The following is a 14,686-nucleotide window of genomic DNA, read 5'->3' on the forward strand; positions in this document are numbered from 1 at the left end:
CCTTCTCATCTGGGGCCGATACCGACCGGACCCCGCCTCTAACTATCAAGCCAACCCGTTCGGGCTGAGCCTGTCGAAGCCCCTTCCCCGCTTGCGACCCGGTCGCTTGCGGAAACCACCCTTCGACAAGCTCAGGGTGAACGGGGAAATTTCCGACGCTCTTATGCGTCGACGTCGACCCGGTCCGGCGTCGCGTGGGTGTTAACCCGATCGATCACCTTCCAGGTCTTCAGCTTGGAAATCGGCGCGGTCTCTTCGATCCGCACGGTCTCGCCCTGCTTGAACTCATTGCCCTCGTCATGGGCATGATACTTCTTCGTACGGCGAATGATCTTGCCATAGAGCGCGTGCTTGACCTTACGCTCCACGTTCACGACCACCGTCTTGTCGCCCTTGTCGGAGACGATCAGCCCCGTCAGCACGCGCTTTGGCATGTCTAAATCCTTACTTTGCCGCAGTGTCGCGCGAACGCGCGGACTGCAGGGTCTTGATGCGAGCGATGTCGCGGCGGACTTCCTTGACCCGGCTCGGCTTTTCGAGCTGGTTGGTCGCGGCCTGGAAACGGAGGTTGAACGCCTCGCGCTTCAGGTTGCCGAGCTCTTCGCCCAGCTGGTCCTCGGTCTTCGCCTTGAGGTCGGAGCGACGCGTGTCGATCTTCGCCATGTTATGCAACTCCCAGATGCGAGGTGTCGCCGAGACGGGCAACGACCTTCACCTTGATCGGCAGCTTCATCGCTGCACGGCTGAACGCCATCGCCGCGATGTCGCCCGGAACGCCGTCCAGTTCGAACAGGATACGGCCGGGCTTGACGCGGGCTGCCCAATATTCCGGCGAACCCTTGCCCTTACCCATGCGGACTTCGGCGGGCTTGCCCGAGACGGGAACGTCCGGGAAAACGCGGATCCACAAACGGCCCTGGCGCTTGATGTGACGCGTGATCGCGCGGCGAGCCGCCTCGATCTGGCGTGCGGTGAGACGATCCGGCTCCATCGCCTTCAGGCCGTACGACCCGAAGTTGAGCGTGGTGCCACCCTTGGCGTCGCCATGGATGCGGCCCTTGAAGGCCTTGCGGAACTTGGTCTTTTTCGGTTGCAGCATGATCTATTCCTTAGCGGCGCGGATCAGGCCGGACGCCGGAAGTCTGCGCTTCCATCATCAGCCGGTCGGTCGCCATCGGGTCATGACCCAGGATTTCGCCCTTGAAGATCCAGACCTTCACGCCGCACACGCCGTATGCCGTGTGTGCAGTCGCTTCAGCGTAATCAACGTTGGCGCGCAGCGTGTGGAGCGGCACGCGACCTTCGCGATACCATTCCGAACGTGCGATCTCGGCGCCGCCAAGACGGCCACCGCAGTTGATCCGGATGCCCTCGGCGCCCAGACGCATCGCCGACTGCACCGCACGCTTCATGGCGCGGCGGAAGGCGATACGACGCTCGAGCTGATCGGCGATGCCCTGTGCAACCAGCTTGCTGTCGACTTCCGGCTTGCGGATTTCGACGATGTTCAGGCTGACGTCGGACGTCGTCATCTTGCCGAGCGTGCGGCGCAGCTTTTCGATGTCCGCACCCTTCTTGCCGATGATGACACCGGGACGGGCAGCGAAGATCGAAACGCGGCACAGCTTGGCCGGACGATCGATGACCACCTTGGAGATCGCAGCCTGCGGCAGCGTCTTCAGGATGTACGCACGCATCTTGAGATCTTCGAGCAGAAGACGGCCGTAATCGGCCCCTTCCGCATACCAGCGGCTATCCCAGGTGCGGTTGATCTGCAGGCGCAGACCGATCGGGTTCGATTTCTGACCCATTATGCTTCTTCCTGCTCGCGCACGACGATGCGCAGACGGCTGAACGGCTTGAGGATGCGCGTCGACTTGCCACGACCGCGGGTCGCGAAGCGCTTCATCACGATCGACTTGCCAACCGAAGCCTCTGCGACGACGAGCGAGTCGACGTCGAGATTGTGGTTGTTCTCGGCATTGGCGATGGCCGATGCCAGCACCTTGCGCGCGTCAACCGCCATGCCCTTGGTCGAGAACTGCAGGATGTTCATCGCATCGCCGACCTTCTTGCCGCGGATCAATGCCGCAACGAGGCCGAGCTTCTGCGCGGAACCACGGATCTGCGTGCCGACCGACAGCGCCTCGTTATCCGCCACGCGGCGGGGAGCTTTTGCCTTAGCCATTAGCGCTTGCCCTTCTTGTCCGCGGCATGGCCGGGGAAATAGCGCGTCGGCGCGAACTCGCCGAGCTTCATGCCCACCATGTCCTCGTTGACAGAAACCGGCACGAACTTGCGGCCGTTATAGACGCTGAAGGTCAGTCCAACGAACTGCGGCAGGATCGTCGAGCGGCGCGACCAGGTCTTGATCGCACCACGCGCGTTGGTTTCCTGCGCGGTTTCTGCCTTCTTCAGCAGGTGAAGGTCCACGAACGGACCCTTCCAGACGGAACGAGCCATCGTTTAGCCCTTCTTCTTGGCGTGACGGCTGCGGATAATCATCTTGTCCGTCGCCTTGTTATGACGGGTGCGCGCACCCTTGGTCGGCTTGCCCCACGGGGTAACCGGATGACGGCCGCCCGAGGTCCGGCCTTCACCGCCGCCGTGCGGATGGTCGACCGGGTTCTTGGCGACGCCGCGCGTCAGCGGGCGAATGCCCAACCAGCGATTGCGACCCGCCTTGGCGAGGTTGGTGTTGCCGTTGTCGGGGTTCGAAACCGCGCCAACCGTCGCCATGCAATTGGCGTGGATGTAACGTTGCTCGCCCGAGTTGAGGCGGACCATGACCATGCCCTTGTCGCGACCGACGACCTGCACATAGGTGCCGGCCGACCGTGCGAGCTGACCGCCCTTGCCCGGCTTCATCTCGACGTTGTGGACGATCGTGCCAACCGGCATCTGGCCCAGTTCCATCGCGTTGCCCGGCTTCACGTCGGTCTTCTTGTCCGCAATCACCTTGTCGCCAACGGCGAGGCGCTGCGGCGCAATGATGTACGCAACGTTTTCCTTGCCATCGGCGGTCTGACCATAATTGATCAGCGCGATGAAGGCGGTGCGGTTGGGATCATATTCGATCCGCTCGACCACGCCATCGACGCCCCAGTTACGGCGCTTGAAGTCGATGATGCGGTAGCGCTGCTTGTGGCCGCCGGCGATGCCGCGCGAGGTCACATGGCCCTTGTTGTTGCGCCCACCGGTCTTGCGCTTGCCTTCGGTCAGCGCCTTGACGGGGCCACCCTTGTGCAGGCCGGAACGGTCGACGAGGATGAGTCCGCGTCGTGCCGGGCTGGTCGGATTATAATGCTTCAATGCCATCGGATCAGATCCCCGTCGTCACGTCGATGGACTGGCCGTCCTTCAACGTCACGATCGCCTTCTTGATGTCGGAGCGGGTGTAGGGCGCGCCCTTCCACTTCTTGGTCTTGCCCTTCTGGACAATCGTGTTCACGCCCAGGACGGTCACGTCGAACAGCGCCTCGACTGCAGCCTTGATCTGCGGCTTGGTCGCGTCGTTGGTGACCTTGAAGACGACCGCGTTATGCTCGCTGAGCAAAGTGGCCTTTTCGGTGATGTGCGGTGCGACGATCACGTCATAATGACGCGCGTCGATCGCGGCTTTCTGCTTAGCCATTGAAGCGCGCCTCCAGCATTTCGACGGCAGCGCGGGTCAGGACCAGCGTGTCGTGCTTAAGGATGTCATAGACGTTGGCACCGGCGGCCGGCATCACGTTGATCGTGTGCAGGTTGCCCGCTGCCAGCGCGAAGCTGGTCTCGACCGCTGCGCCGTCAATGACGAGCGCGGTCTTGCCCGTGCCGAGCTTTGCCCAGTCCGCGATCAGCGTCTTGGTCTTGCTCTCGGCGACCGTCAGGCTGTCCATGACAACCAGCGTGCCCGCCTGAGCGTGGCTCGACAGCGCCATCTTCAGACCGAGCGCGCGAACCTTCTTGTTCAGGCCGGGATTGAAGTCGCGGGTCCGCTGACCGTGCGCCTTACCACCGCCGACGAAGATCGGAGCGCGGCGATCGCCGTGACGTGCCGTACCGCCGCCCTTCTGGCGACCGAACTTCTTGCCCGTACGAGCAACGTCAGCGCGCTCACGCGTGCCGCTTGCGGTCGCGCGACGCTTTTCGAGCTGCCAGGTGACAACGCGGTGCAGGATGTCGGCGCGCGGATCGAGGCCGAAGACCTCGTCGTTGAGCTCGATGTCCGCGCCTGCGGTGTCGGCGAAGGATTGAACCTTGACCTTCATGTTCAGCCCTCCTGGCCGTCGGCCGCGTCCACGGTCGCGACGTCAGCAGGCGTCTCGGCGGGAGCGGTGTCGTTGTTGTTGGCGACCTGCTTCAGGCCGGCGGGATATGGCGCATCGGCGTGACGCGCGACCTTCACCGAATCCTTGACGAGCAGCCAGCCACCCTTCGAGCCAGGGACCGAACCCTTGACGAAGATGAGGCCACGCTCGACGTCGGTCGAAACGATTTCGAGATTTTGCTGGGTGCGGTTCTTGTCGCCCATGTGCCCGGCCATCTTCTTGTTCTTGAAGACCTTGCCCGGATCCTGGCGCTGACCGGTCGAACCCAGCGAGCGGTGCGAGACCGAAACGCCGTGCGTTGCGCGCAGACCGCCGAAGCCCCAACGCTTCATACCGCCCTGGAAGCCCTTACCCTGGGTCACGCCCTGGATATCGACGATCTGGCCAGCGACATAATGGTCGGCCGAGATGGTCGCGCCGACTTCGAGCAGCGCATCTTCGCTCACGCGGAATTCGGCGAGCTTCGCCTTGGGCTCAACTTCGGCCTTGCCGAAATGGCCACGCTGCGGCTTGGCAACGTTCTTTGCTTTTGCGGTACCCGCGCCCAGCTGGACTGCGACATACCCATCACGATCGGCCTCGCGAACGGCCACAACTTGCAGATTTTCCAGCGCCAGAACGGTCACGGGCACATGGCGCCCATCGTCCTGGAACCAGCGGGTCATCCCCATCTTTTTCGCGATCACGCCAGTGCGCATGATCAATGCTCCATTCAATGCAGAGGCACCCCTCGGACCATTCCGAAGGGTGCGTACGTGGGCCCCGCCAAAGTATTACTTTGGCGGGAACCCGGTCAGCCCAAACTTATTTTATACTGCGGCCCCGACCCGGGCTGGTGCTCCCCGCGTCGGCGGTGGAGCGTGTCGGGGGACGCAGACCCGGATAAATCCGGCGGTATCCCATCTATCGGGCGACACCGAAGTGTCACCGAATCTCTTGGAGGCGCGCTATTACGCGAGCTTGATCTCGACGTCAACGCCCGCGGCTAGGTCGAGCTTCATAAGCGCGTCGACCGTCTGCGGGGTCGGCTGCACGATGTCGAGCATGCGCTTGTAGGTTCGGACTTCGAACTGCTCGCGCGACTTCTTGTCGATGTGCGGACCGCGGTTCACGGTGAACTTCTCGATGCGCGTCGGCAACGGAATGGGACCACGGATGAGAGCGCCGGTGCGGCGCGCGGTGTCGGCGATGTCACCGGTCGCCTGATCGAGCACGCGATGATCGAACGCCTTGAGGCGGATGCGGATATTGCTGTCCATAGTCCCTACCGATGCGAAAGAGCGGGCCCCGTAGCGGGGCTCTTGCTGTTCAAAACCAAAACTGGAGGCGGGCCACTACAGGGGCCTCCACAAAAAAGCAACCGCCCACGCCTCGTTTGAGGCGCGGGCGGCAACTTTTCTTTTAGCAGCTTACTTCGAGATGCCGCTGACGATGCCCGAACCAACGGTACGGCCGCCTTCGCGGATCGTGAAGCGCTGACCAACGTCCATAGCGATCGGTGCGATCAGCTTGACGCCGAGCGCGATGTTGTCGCCAGGCATGACCATTTCGGTGCCCTCAGGCAGCTCGACGGTGCCGGTGACGTCCGTGGTGCGGAAGTAGAACTGCGGACGATAGTTGGCGAAGAACGGCGTGTGACGGCCACCTTCGTCCTTCGACAGCACGTACACTTCCGACTGGAAGTCGGTGTGCGGCTTGATCGAGCCGGGCTTGCAGAGCACCTGGCCACGCTCAACTTCTTCACGGCCAACGCCGCGGATCAGCGCGCCGATGTTGTCGCCTGCCTGGCCCTGGTCGAGCAGCTTGCGGAACATTTCGACGCCCGTGACGGTCGTCTTGCGGGTGTCGTTGATGCCGACGATCTCGACTTCTTCGCCAACCTTGACGATGCCGGTCTCGACGCGGCCGGTGACAACCGTACCACGACCCGAGATCGAGAACACGTCTTCGATCGGCATCATGAACGGCTTGTCGAGCGGACGCTCGGGCTGCGGCAGGTACGTGTCGACAGCCTGCATCAGCTTGAGGACGGCGTCATGGCCGATCTCGGGCTGCTTGTCTTCGAGCGCGCAAACGGCCGAACCCTGGATGACGGGGATGTTGTCGCCGTCGAAATCGTAGGACGAGAGCAGTTCGCGGATTTCCAGCTCGACGAGCTCGAGGATCTCGGCGTCGTCGACCAGATCGACCTTGTTCATGAACACGACCATCGTCGGCACGCCGACCTGACGGGCGAGCAGGATGTGCTCGCGGGTCTGCGGCATCGGGCCGTCGGTCGCCGAAACGACGAGGATCGCGCCGTCCATCTGCGCCGCACCGGTGATCATGTTCTTCACATAGTCAGCGTGGCCCGGGCAATCGACGTGCGCATAGTGACGCTCGGTCGTCTCATACTCGACGTGTGCGGTCGAGATGGTGATGCCGCGCTCGCGCTCTTCGGGCGCCTTGTCGATGTTGGCATAGCTGGTGAAGGTCGCGCCGCCGGTTTCCGCGAGCACCTTGGTGATCGCAGCCGTGAGCGAGGTCTTGCCGTGATCGACGTGGCCGATCGTGCCGATGTTGAGGTGCGGCTTGGTCCGCTCGAACTTTGCTTTTGCCATTTTTCCTACCTTATTGATCGTTTTCGGTTCGCCACAGCGCCACGCGAAGGGGGCCCCATAGCGGGAGTTTTCAGGTTACGCCAGCCCTAGCGCCGATCACCGGCGCCAGGTTTAGCGTCTTAGGCCAGCTTCGCCTTCACTTCGTCGGCAACGTTGGCAGGCACTTCTTCGTAATGCGAGAACTGCATCGAGTAGTTCGCACGACCCTGGGTGAACGAGCGCAGCGCGTTCACATAGCCGAACATGTTCGCCAGCGGGACCATTGCGTCCACCGACTGCGCGTTGCCGCGCGTGTCGGTGCCCTGGATCTGGCCACGACGGCTGTTCATGTCGCCGATCACGTCGCCCAGATAATCCTCTGGCGTAATGACTTCGACCTTCATGATCGGCTCGAGCAGCTTGATGCCGGACTTCTGCGCCGCTTCGCGCATCGCTGCACGGGCGGTGATTTCGAACGCCAGCGCCGACGAGTCGACGTCATGGTACGCACCGTCATACAGCAGCACTTCGAAGTCGATGATCGGGAAGCCGACCAGCGAGCCCGTAGCCGCCGTCTCACGGAAGCCCTTTTCGATCGCGGGGATATATTCCTTCGGAATGTTACCGCCCTTGACCTCGTCCTTGAAGACGAAGCCCGAACCACGCTCGCCCGGCGTCAGCTTGACCTTGACGCGGCCGAACTGACCGGTGCCGCCCGACTGCTTCTTGTGCGTGTAGTCGATGTCGACCGGCTTCGCGAGATATTCGCGATACGCCACCTGCGGCGCGCCGACGTTTGCCTCGACCTTGAACTCGCGCTTCATGCGGTCGACCAGGATTTCGAGATGGAGCTCGCCCATGCCCTTGATGATGGTCTGGCCGCTTTCCGAATCGGACGAGACGCGGAACGATGGATCTTCGCGGGCAAGACGATTGAGCGCGACGCCCATCTTTTCCTGGTCCGCCTTGGTCTTGGGTTCCACCGACAGCTCGATCACGGGCTCGGGGAATTCCATCCGCTCGAGGATGATCGGAGCGTTCATCGCGCACAGCGTGTCGCCGGTCGTGGTGTCCTTGAGGCCTGCGAGCGCGACGATGTCGCCTGCATATGCCACCTGGATGTCCTCGCGCTCGTTCGCATGCATCAGCAGCATGCGACCGACCTTTTCCTTCTTGTCCTTGACCGAGTTCGTGACCTGCGACGCGGTTTCGAGCTTGCCCGAATAGATGCGCGCGAAGGTCAGCGTGCCGACGAACGGATCGTTCATGATCTTGAACGCCAGCGCCGAGAACGGTGCCTCGTCCGACGAAGGACGCTCATCCGGGGTCACGCCGTCGATCTTGAGGCCCTGAATGGCGGGAACGTCGAGCGGCGACGGCAGATAGTCGACAACGGCGTCGAGCAGCGGCTGCACGCCCTTGTTCTTGAACGCCGAACCACACACCACCGGCACGAACGAGAAGTTCAGAGTACCCTTGCGGATCAGCTTCTTGAGGTCAGCCGTGCTCGGCTCGTTGCCCTCGAGATACGCCTCCATCAGGGCGTCGTCCTGCTCGACCGCCATTTCGATCAGGTCGCTGCGATACTTAGCGGCCTTCTCGGCGAGGTCCGCCGGGATGTCGGTATAGGTGAACTTCGCGCCCAGGCTCTCTTCGAGCCAGATGATCGCGCGGTTCTCGACCAGGTCGACCAGACCCTTGAAGTCGCCTTCCATGCCGATCGGCAAATACAGCACGGCCGGACGCGCACCCAGACGATCGATGATCGACTGAACGCAGAAATAGAAATCGGCACCGGTGCGATCGAGCTTGTTGACGAAGCACATCCGCGGCACCTTGTACTTTTCAGCCTGGCGCCACACGGTTTCCGACTGCGGCTCAACGCCGGCAACGCCGTCGAAGCACGCAACCGCGCCATCGAGCACGCGCAGCGAACGCTCGACTTCGATCGTGAAGTCGACGTGCCCGGGGGTGTCGATGATGTTGATCAGGTGCTCTTCGCCCTTGCCTTCGCTGGCGCGCCACTTGCACGTCGTAGCAGCCGACGTGATCGTGATCCCGCGCTCCTGCTCCTGCTCCATCCAGTCCATCGTCGCGGTGCCTTCATGCACTTCGCCGATCTTGTAGGACTTGCCGGTGTAATAAAGAATACGCTCGGTCGTCGTCGTCTTGCCGGCGTCGATGTGCGCCATGATACCGATGTTGCGATAGCGTTCGAGCGGATGGCTGCGGGCCATGTCAGTGCTTCCTTAGCGATGTGGGGAGCCGGATGGTCCGGCTCCCCACGATATAGGTTACGATTGCAGCGAGCGCCAGCTTACCAGCGGTAGTGCGAGAAGGCGCGGTTGGCCTCGGCCATACGGTGCGTATCTTCGCGCTTCTTGACGGCATTGCCACGGTTATTGGCGGCATCCATCAGCTCGCCCGACAGGCGTGCCGACATGGTGTTCTCGCTGCGCGCACGCGCAGCGGCGATCAGCCAGCGGATTGCCAGGGCCTGGGCGCGCTCGGGGCGCACTTCGACCGGGACCTGATAGGTCGCACCGCCGACGCGGCGGCTGCGGACTTCGATGCCGGGCTTCACATTGGTGAGCGCGTCATGGAACACCGCGACGGGATCCTTCTTCGCACGAGCTTCGACGGTTTCCATCGCGCCGTACACGATCAGTTCCGCGACGGACTTCTTGCCGTCAAGCATCACCGAATTCATGAACTTCGAGAGGACCTCATCACCGTACTTAGGATCGGGGAGGATGATACGCTTTTCTGGGCGACGACGACGTGCCATTTCAATTCTTCCTTCTAAACTTCAGCCATCTGGGATCGGCTAATAGGCCGACCGGCTTACTTCGGACGCTTAGCGCCGTACTTGGAACGCGACTGGCGACGATCCTTCACACCCTGTGTATCGAGCACGCCGCGCAGAACGTGGTAGCGCACACCGGGAAGATCGCGAACGCGACCGCCGCGGATCAGCACGACCGAGTGCTCCTGCAGGTTGTGGCCCTCACCGGGGATGTAGCTGATGACTTCGCGGCTGTTGGTCAGGCGGACCTTGGCCACCTTGCGCAGTGCGGAGTTCGGCTTCTTCGGGGTCGTCGTATAGACGCGGGTGCAAACGCCACGCTTTTGCGGGTTCTGCTCCATGGCAGGGACCTTGGACTTGGCCTTCTGCGGATCGCGGCCCTTGCGGACCAACTGGTTGATCGTCGGCATTGAATCTCTTCACCTTGACTGTTGGTTACTTTGCTGGAGCCATCACGCCCCCCCGAACAAAATGGGGAATACAAAAAGGGCCATTGGGCGTGAAACCACCCCCTGGGCCCTGGAATGCATCCAGCAATGTTCAAGCACTGGCCCGGAGCAAGCCCCGGTCAAGCGGAGGTGCGCATACAGCGGGTTCGAGGCGGGGTCAACTGAGTCGCGCGGTGGGGGTGGTGGCTCATGGTTACACCGCTTGGCTTCCTATGCTTAGCGACCAGAGGTACTTCTTACTCGCACAACGAATTCCGAATCACGCGCGATGATGAAATTCCGGCACGCAAACGAATCTCCGCGCAGATTTCTGTTGGCTCAAACGATGCGACTCGCCCACGATGGAGCGTAAACGATGTCAGTAAATAACGATCCAGTTAGTATAGAAAATTTAAAAGGGGCCATTGATCTCGCAAAAGAAGCTATTCGCGCACTTCATTTAGCGAATGGCGGAGCGGTAGTAGGACTACTAACATTTTACGGAAACATTGCCGCACAAGGAAAATTTGCTAGAATTTCCGTCAACGGAATAGCTCTTTCCTTGGAGTTTTTTGCTTTTGGTCTAGTTTTTGGAATAGCAACTTCCATGCTAGCCTACCTTTCACAAATTATGGTTGCCACTTTTGATGAAACCCCCTGGGAGTTGCGGTTCAGGTTTTCCGCGATGACGACTGCCGGAATCAGTTTATGCCTATTCGTTGCGGGTGTATGCGAGGCAGGATTATCATTTAGACCTACAGAAATTTCACCAGCCCGCGTTGCTTCAAGAGCGGCACGCGCAGCCCCCCTCGGCTCGAGACCGCTCAGCTCGAAGCCAATGATCGGGTCGCAAGCCAATCCTTAAGCGCGAGCCAGTGGTTTGCTCCAGCTTCGACAAGCAGGGTTTGGCCGGGCTGCGCGTGCGCCTCGATCAGGCTCGCAAGGTTGAGGTTTCGGCGATAGCTGAGATCCTTTACCACCCGACCGCCGATGCCCTTTCCGCACGGCGTGCCATTCGCCGGATCGTATTGCTCGCCATAGGCCTGGCGGTACCACGCCGCATAATCGAAACTGCCAACCGGCGCGACCGTCGCCGCGTAGCGCATTTGCCGCTCCACCGTGCTTGCGGCGCTCTCGCGGCCAAAAGGGTTTACCTTCGAGCGTAACAAATGCGCGCCGAGCGCATCGGCGATGGCAAACTTATCTTCGACGAGGACCTTATAGTCCTGATCCGGGCTGAAATCCCAGCCGGAGAAGGGCGCACCGCTGTCCGACGCCAGTTTCACGGCGTACAGATTCTCCGACGCGGCCCCTCCGTCCGTTCGCTGCCGTGCAAGGTTGGCGATATCTTTCAGATACCAGTCGAAGGCGCTCTTGGCCGAAGACACGCCCTCCACCAGGACGAACGCTGGCTTATAATGCTCGACCGCAGCCTTGATCTGCCGGTGCGTCTCGTCCGTTACGTCGTCGGTGTGCTCCACCCCGACAAAGACGAGTGTCGCACCATTTCGCAAATGATAGACGTGGGTGAACGGCTTTGCCCATCCCGCAGGCGTCGTACACATATCCTGCGATACCGGTGCCGTCGCTGCTGCGCTTGAGGCGATCTTGGCGCTTACCGCAACCGGGCTTAGCGCGGCGAGCCACATAAACGAAAGAGACACTACTCGCATCGTCGGGCCCTTCGAAGAGCTGGAACGTTACCACAGAATTAGACCTGCAATTGTGTCAGCATCGCGGCTCCCCCAAACCGCAGTCGCATCCGCCGCGCGAGTGGGATACAGGACAGCGGTGACATACGATCTCCTCATCGTCGGCGGCGGTATCAACGGCTGTGCGATCGCGCGCGAGGCCAGCTTGCTTGGCCTGAAGGTCCTCCTGGTCGAGCGCGACGATCTCGCCGCGCACACCTCCTCGGCCTCGACCAAGCTGATCCATGGCGGCCTGCGCTATCTCGAATATTATGAGTTCAAGCTCGTCGCCGAGGCGCTGCGCGAGCGCGAGCGGCTGGTGAAGGCAGCGCCGCACATCATTCATCCGCTGCGCTTCGTCCTGCCGCACGAAAACACGTTGCGGCCGTGGTGGATGGTGCGGCTCGGCCTCTATCTCTATGATTTTCTGGGCGGCAAGATGACGCTGGCGCGCTCGCGCGGGCTACGGCGGAGCGACACCGCCTTCACCGCGCCGCTCAAGGGTGCGGGCAAGGGCTTCGTCTATTCCGACGCGTTCGTCGACGATTCGCGGCTGACCGTGCTCAACGCGGTCGATGCCGCCGCCAACGGGGCCGAAATTGCGGTTGGCACCGCGCTCGAGTCGGCGCGGCGCGAGGGCGATGTCTGGCGTGCGACGCTGTCCGATGGGCGCACCGTCACGGCCCGCGCGCTGGTCAATGCCGCCGGGCCATGGGTGCATCAGTTGCTCGGGCGACTCGGCGTCAACGCCGCCTCGGGCGTGCGGCTGGTCAAGGGCAGCCACATCGTCGTGCCTCGCCTGTATGAGGGCGACCACGCTTATATCCTGCAGCAGCCCGACGGCCGCATCGTCTTCGCCATCCCCTATCAGGGGGCCTTTACCGAGATCGGCACCACCGACATTCCGGTCGATGCCCCCGAAGATGCGCAGATCGACGCCGGTGAAATCGCTTATCTCTGCGAGGCAGTGAACCGCCATTTCGTCCGGCAGATCAGCCCCGCCGACGTCACCTCGACGTGGTCGGGCGTGCGCCCGCTCTATGACGATGGTGCGAGCGAACCCAAGGCGGTGACGCGCGATTACGTGCTGGAGCTCGATACCAACGGCCCGACCTTGCTCTCCATCTTCGGCGGCAAGATCACGACGGCACGGCATCTCGCCGAAGAGGCGTTGGGCAAACTGTCTGGCCCGATGGGCTTCACCGCGCATCCGGTGACGCGGGCGCGAGTGTTTCCCGGCGGCGCGATTCCCGACTTTGCGCAGTTCCTGGCCCAAGTGCGCGCGCGATGGCCGTTTCTGGGCGACGCGCAGTCGGAGCGGATGGCGCACGCTTATGGAGCACGCCTCGCCGAAATGCTCGACGGCATCGATAGCGCAGCCGCGATCGGAACCGATCTTGGCGGCGGTCTCACCGAAGTCGAGGCGCGCTGGCTGCACGATCGCGAATGGGCGCGCAGCACCGACGACGTCCTGTTCCGCCGCACCAAATTGGGGCTGCATCTGAGCGAGGCCGAGCGCGGGCAGGTCGAGCGCTGGTGGACGGCAACTTTCCCGACTGCGGGCGGGAACGATGTGGATCACGGGCGAGTTACCGCAGCCTAGGCACACCACCATCCCAGTACAGCCACCCGCGCTTACGCGTAGCGGTGGCAAAAGGATTTTGCATGACCACCACCACCCACGCCTTTGCCGCACATGCCGCCGACGCGCCGCTCGCCCCCTTCACCTTCGAGCGTCGCGATCCCCAACCCGATGACGTGGCGATCGACATCCTGTTCTGCGGCGTCTGCCATTCCGACCTGCACACCGTGCGCGGCGAATGGGGTGGGACACTGTATCCGTGCGTGCCGGGGCATGAAATCGTCGGTCGCGTTACCGCGGTCGGCAGCAACGTCACCAAATTCGCGGTCGGTGACATTGCCGGCGTCGGCTGCATGGTCGACAGCTGCGGCCACTGCCCGTCCTGCAACCACGGTGAGGAGCAATATTGCGAAACCACCGGCTTTGTCGGCACCTATAACGGGCCCGATCCGGTGATGGGCGGCCACACCATGGGCGGCTATTCCGACCATATCGTGGTGAAGCAGGATTTCGTGCTGAAGGTCACGCATGACGAGGCCGATCTCGCCGCCGTCGCGCCGTTGCTGTGCGCCGGGATCACCACCTATTCGCCGCTGCACCATTGGAAGGTGGGGCCAGGGCAGAAGGTCGGCGTCGTCGGCTTGGGCGGGCTCGGCCATATGGGCGTCAAGATCGCCGCCGCGATGGGGGCCGAAGTCTATGTGTTCAGCACCTCCCCCAACAAGCGCGATGATGCCAAGCGGCTGGGCGCGACCGACCTGATCGTGTCCAAGGACCCGGACGCGATGGCCGCCCATGCCAACAGCTTCGACTTCATCCTCAACACCGTCGCCGCCGCGCATGATCTCAACCCGTTCCTCGCGCTGCTCAAGCGCGACGGGACGATGACGCTGGTCGGCGTGCCCGAATCGCCGCATCCCGCGCCTGATGTCGGCCATCTCGTGTTCAAGCGCCGCGCGCTGGCAGGATCGTTGATCGGCGGGATCAAGGAGACGCAGGAGATGCTCGATTTCTGCCGTGAGCACGGCCTGACCGCCGATATCGAGATGATCCGCATCCAGGATATCGACGCCGCTTATGATCGGATGGTGAAGAGCGACGTGAAGTACCGTTTCGTCATCGACATGCAGTCGCTCAAGACGGCGTAAAACGTCCCCCACTCCCGTTCGGGCTGAGCCTGTCGAAGCCGTCCTCTCTGCTCGCGCTCAGGCGCTTGTGACGAGGGCCCTTCGACCGGCTCAGCGTGAACGGAGGGGCGGTTCCCCTCATTGATGAAACCTTTTAGAG

Annotated in this window: 19 protein-coding genes; 3 read left to right on the plus strand and 16 right to left on the minus strand. The window is 62.2% G+C overall.

The annotated features are described in order from the left end of the window. Positions 1–161: 161 nt before the first annotated feature. The 15 genes from rpsQ to rpsL form a co-directional block, all read right to left on the minus strand. On the minus strand, positions 162–434 hold the full coding sequence (gene rpsQ / locus H4W01_RS12370; protein ID WP_010403725.1) for a 30S ribosomal protein S17: 273 nt from the start codon (positions 432–434) through the stop codon (positions 162–164). Between the two features lie 10 nt (positions 435–444). After that, entirely contained in the window at positions 445–663 is a 219-nt protein-coding gene (gene rpmC, locus H4W01_RS12375) for a 50S ribosomal protein L29 (RefSeq protein ID WP_010403727.1), read from the minus strand. A gap of 1 nt (position 664) precedes the next feature. Continuing rightward, positions 665–1,099 (minus strand): 50S ribosomal protein L16, encoded by a 435-nt coding sequence (gene rplP / locus H4W01_RS12380; RefSeq protein ID WP_010164579.1) that lies wholly within the window; start codon positions 1,097–1,099, stop codon positions 665–667. A 10-nt stretch (positions 1,100–1,109) separates the two neighbouring features. Next, positions 1,110–1,811: a 30S ribosomal protein S3 gene (gene rpsC / locus H4W01_RS12385; RefSeq protein WP_010403730.1), complete on the minus strand. Its 702-nt coding sequence runs from the start codon at positions 1,809–1,811 to the stop codon at positions 1,110–1,112. Next, a complete protein-coding gene (gene rplV, locus H4W01_RS12390; protein ID WP_010403732.1) occupies positions 1,811–2,188 on the minus strand; it encodes a 50S ribosomal protein L22 in 378 nt (125 codons plus the stop codon). Before rplV ends, rpsC begins: the two co-directional genes overlap by 1 nt. Further along, positions 2,188–2,463, minus strand: coding sequence for a 30S ribosomal protein S19 (gene rpsS, locus H4W01_RS12395; protein WP_010164582.1), 276 nt, complete (start codon positions 2,461–2,463; stop codon positions 2,188–2,190). The genes rplV and rpsS overlap by 1 nt, the downstream gene beginning before the upstream one ends. 3 nt (positions 2,464–2,466) lie before the next feature. Continuing rightward, positions 2,467–3,318 carry a 50S ribosomal protein L2 gene (gene rplB, locus H4W01_RS12400; protein WP_010403733.1) on the minus strand — a complete coding sequence of 284 codons (852 nt, stop codon included), beginning with the start codon at positions 3,316–3,318 and terminating at the stop codon, positions 2,467–2,469. A gap of 4 nt (positions 3,319–3,322) precedes the next feature. Continuing rightward, positions 3,323–3,634 (minus strand): 50S ribosomal protein L23, encoded by a 312-nt coding sequence (locus H4W01_RS12405; RefSeq protein WP_010403734.1) that lies wholly within the window; start codon positions 3,632–3,634, stop codon positions 3,323–3,325. Next, entirely contained in the window at positions 3,627–4,253 is a 627-nt protein-coding gene (gene rplD / locus H4W01_RS12410) for a 50S ribosomal protein L4 (protein WP_033964934.1), read from the minus strand. Before rplD ends, H4W01_RS12405 begins: the two co-directional genes overlap by 8 nt. A gap of 2 nt (positions 4,254–4,255) precedes the next feature. Then, the gene (rplC, locus tag H4W01_RS12415) at positions 4,256–5,011 is read right to left on the minus strand and encodes a 50S ribosomal protein L3 (protein WP_209611300.1); all 756 of its coding nucleotides are present in this window, start codon (positions 5,009–5,011) and stop codon (positions 4,256–4,258) included. Positions 5,012–5,263: 252 nt separating this feature from the next. Next, entirely contained in the window at positions 5,264–5,572 is a 309-nt protein-coding gene (gene rpsJ / locus H4W01_RS12420; RefSeq protein ID WP_007406109.1) for a 30S ribosomal protein S10, read from the minus strand. 150 nt (positions 5,573–5,722) lie between these two features. Further along, on the minus strand, positions 5,723–6,913 hold the full coding sequence (gene tuf, locus H4W01_RS12425; protein ID WP_010403740.1) for an elongation factor Tu: 1,191 nt from the start codon (positions 6,911–6,913) through the stop codon (positions 5,723–5,725). A gap of 119 nt (positions 6,914–7,032) precedes the next feature. Next, entirely contained in the window at positions 7,033–9,129 is a 2,097-nt protein-coding gene (fusA, locus tag H4W01_RS12430) for an elongation factor G (protein ID WP_010403742.1), read from the minus strand. An 80-nt stretch (positions 9,130–9,209) separates the two neighbouring features. Continuing rightward, the gene (rpsG, locus tag H4W01_RS12435; RefSeq protein ID WP_010403744.1) at positions 9,210–9,680 is read right to left on the minus strand and encodes a 30S ribosomal protein S7; all 471 of its coding nucleotides are present in this window, start codon (positions 9,678–9,680) and stop codon (positions 9,210–9,212) included. 56 nt (positions 9,681–9,736) lie between these two features. Continuing rightward, on the minus strand, positions 9,737–10,108 hold the full coding sequence (gene rpsL, locus H4W01_RS12440) for a 30S ribosomal protein S12 (protein ID WP_010185487.1): 372 nt from the start codon (positions 10,106–10,108) through the stop codon (positions 9,737–9,739). A gap of 394 nt (positions 10,109–10,502) precedes the next feature. On the opposite strand from rpsL, the gene H4W01_RS12445 reads away from it, so the two are divergent. Then, on the plus strand, positions 10,503–10,991 hold the full coding sequence (locus H4W01_RS12445; RefSeq protein ID WP_209611302.1) for a hypothetical protein: 489 nt from the start codon (positions 10,503–10,505) through the stop codon (positions 10,989–10,991). On the opposite strand, the gene H4W01_RS12450 is transcribed toward H4W01_RS12445, so the two are convergent. Beyond that, the gene (locus H4W01_RS12450) at positions 10,951–11,790 is read right to left on the minus strand and encodes a hypothetical protein (protein ID WP_209611304.1); all 840 of its coding nucleotides are present in this window, start codon (positions 11,788–11,790) and stop codon (positions 10,951–10,953) included. The genes H4W01_RS12445 and H4W01_RS12450 overlap by 41 nt on opposite strands. A 127-nt stretch (positions 11,791–11,917) precedes the next feature. On the opposite strand from H4W01_RS12450, the gene glpD reads away from it, so the two are divergent. Together glpD and H4W01_RS12460 are read left to right on the plus strand one after the other, a co-directional pair. Continuing rightward, the gene (gene glpD, locus H4W01_RS12455; protein ID WP_209611306.1) at positions 11,918–13,420 is read left to right on the plus strand and encodes a glycerol-3-phosphate dehydrogenase; all 1,503 of its coding nucleotides are present in this window, start codon (positions 11,918–11,920) and stop codon (positions 13,418–13,420) included. A gap of 62 nt (positions 13,421–13,482) precedes the next feature. Further along, entirely contained in the window at positions 13,483–14,547 is a 1,065-nt protein-coding gene (locus tag H4W01_RS12460) for an NAD(P)-dependent alcohol dehydrogenase (protein ID WP_209611308.1), read from the plus strand. The last annotated feature ends 139 nt before the right edge of the window (positions 14,548–14,686 follow it).

The organism is Sphingomonas sp. PL20 (assembly GCF_017875905.1).
GTDB lineage: Bacteria > Pseudomonadota > Alphaproteobacteria > Sphingomonadales > Sphingomonadaceae > Sphingomonas > Sphingomonas echinoides.

Coding starts and splice junctions, on each gene's coding strand:
- rpsL (WP_010185487.1), bottom strand. CDS start 10,108: ATGCCGACGATCAACCAGTTGGTCCGCAAGGGCCGCGATCCGCAGAAG.
- rpsS (WP_010164582.1), bottom strand. CDS start 2,463: ATGGCTCGTTCCGTCTGGAAGGGTCCGTTCGTGGACCTTCACCTGCTG.
- fusA (WP_010403742.1), bottom strand. CDS start 9,129: ATGGCCCGCAGCCATCCGCTCGAACGCTATCGCAACATCGGTATCATG.
- rplD (WP_033964934.1), bottom strand. CDS start 4,253: ATGAAGGTCAAGGTTCAATCCTTCGCCGACACCGCAGGCGCGGACATC.
- tuf (WP_010403740.1), bottom strand. CDS start 6,913: ATGGCAAAAGCAAAGTTCGAGCGGACCAAGCCGCACCTCAACATCGGC.
- rpsG (WP_010403744.1), bottom strand. CDS start 9,680: ATGGCACGTCGTCGTCGCCCAGAAAAGCGTATCATCCTCCCCGATCCT.
- H4W01_RS12445 (WP_209611302.1), top strand. CDS start 10,503: ATGTCAGTAAATAACGATCCAGTTAGTATAGAAAATTTAAAAGGGGCC.
- rpmC (WP_010403727.1), bottom strand. CDS start 663: ATGGCGAAGATCGACACGCGTCGCTCCGACCTCAAGGCGAAGACCGAG.
- H4W01_RS12460 (WP_209611308.1), top strand. CDS start 13,483: ATGACCACCACCACCCACGCCTTTGCCGCACATGCCGCCGACGCGCCG.
- rpsQ (WP_010403725.1), bottom strand. CDS start 434: ATGCCAAAGCGCGTGCTGACGGGGCTGATCGTCTCCGACAAGGGCGAC.
- rpsC (WP_010403730.1), bottom strand. CDS start 1,811: ATGGGTCAGAAATCGAACCCGATCGGTCTGCGCCTGCAGATCAACCGC.
- rplP (WP_010164579.1), bottom strand. CDS start 1,099: ATGCTGCAACCGAAAAAGACCAAGTTCCGCAAGGCCTTCAAGGGCCGC.
- rplB (WP_010403733.1), bottom strand. CDS start 3,318: ATGGCATTGAAGCATTATAATCCGACCAGCCCGGCACGACGCGGACTC.
- rpsJ (WP_007406109.1), bottom strand. CDS start 5,572: ATGGACAGCAATATCCGCATCCGCCTCAAGGCGTTCGATCATCGCGTG.
- rplV (WP_010403732.1), bottom strand. CDS start 2,188: ATGGCTAAGGCAAAAGCTCCCCGCCGCGTGGCGGATAACGAGGCGCTG.
- H4W01_RS12405 (WP_010403734.1), bottom strand. CDS start 3,634: ATGGCTAAGCAGAAAGCCGCGATCGACGCGCGTCATTATGACGTGATC.
- rplC (WP_209611300.1), bottom strand. CDS start 5,011: ATGCGCACTGGCGTGATCGCGAAAAAGATGGGGATGACCCGCTGGTTC.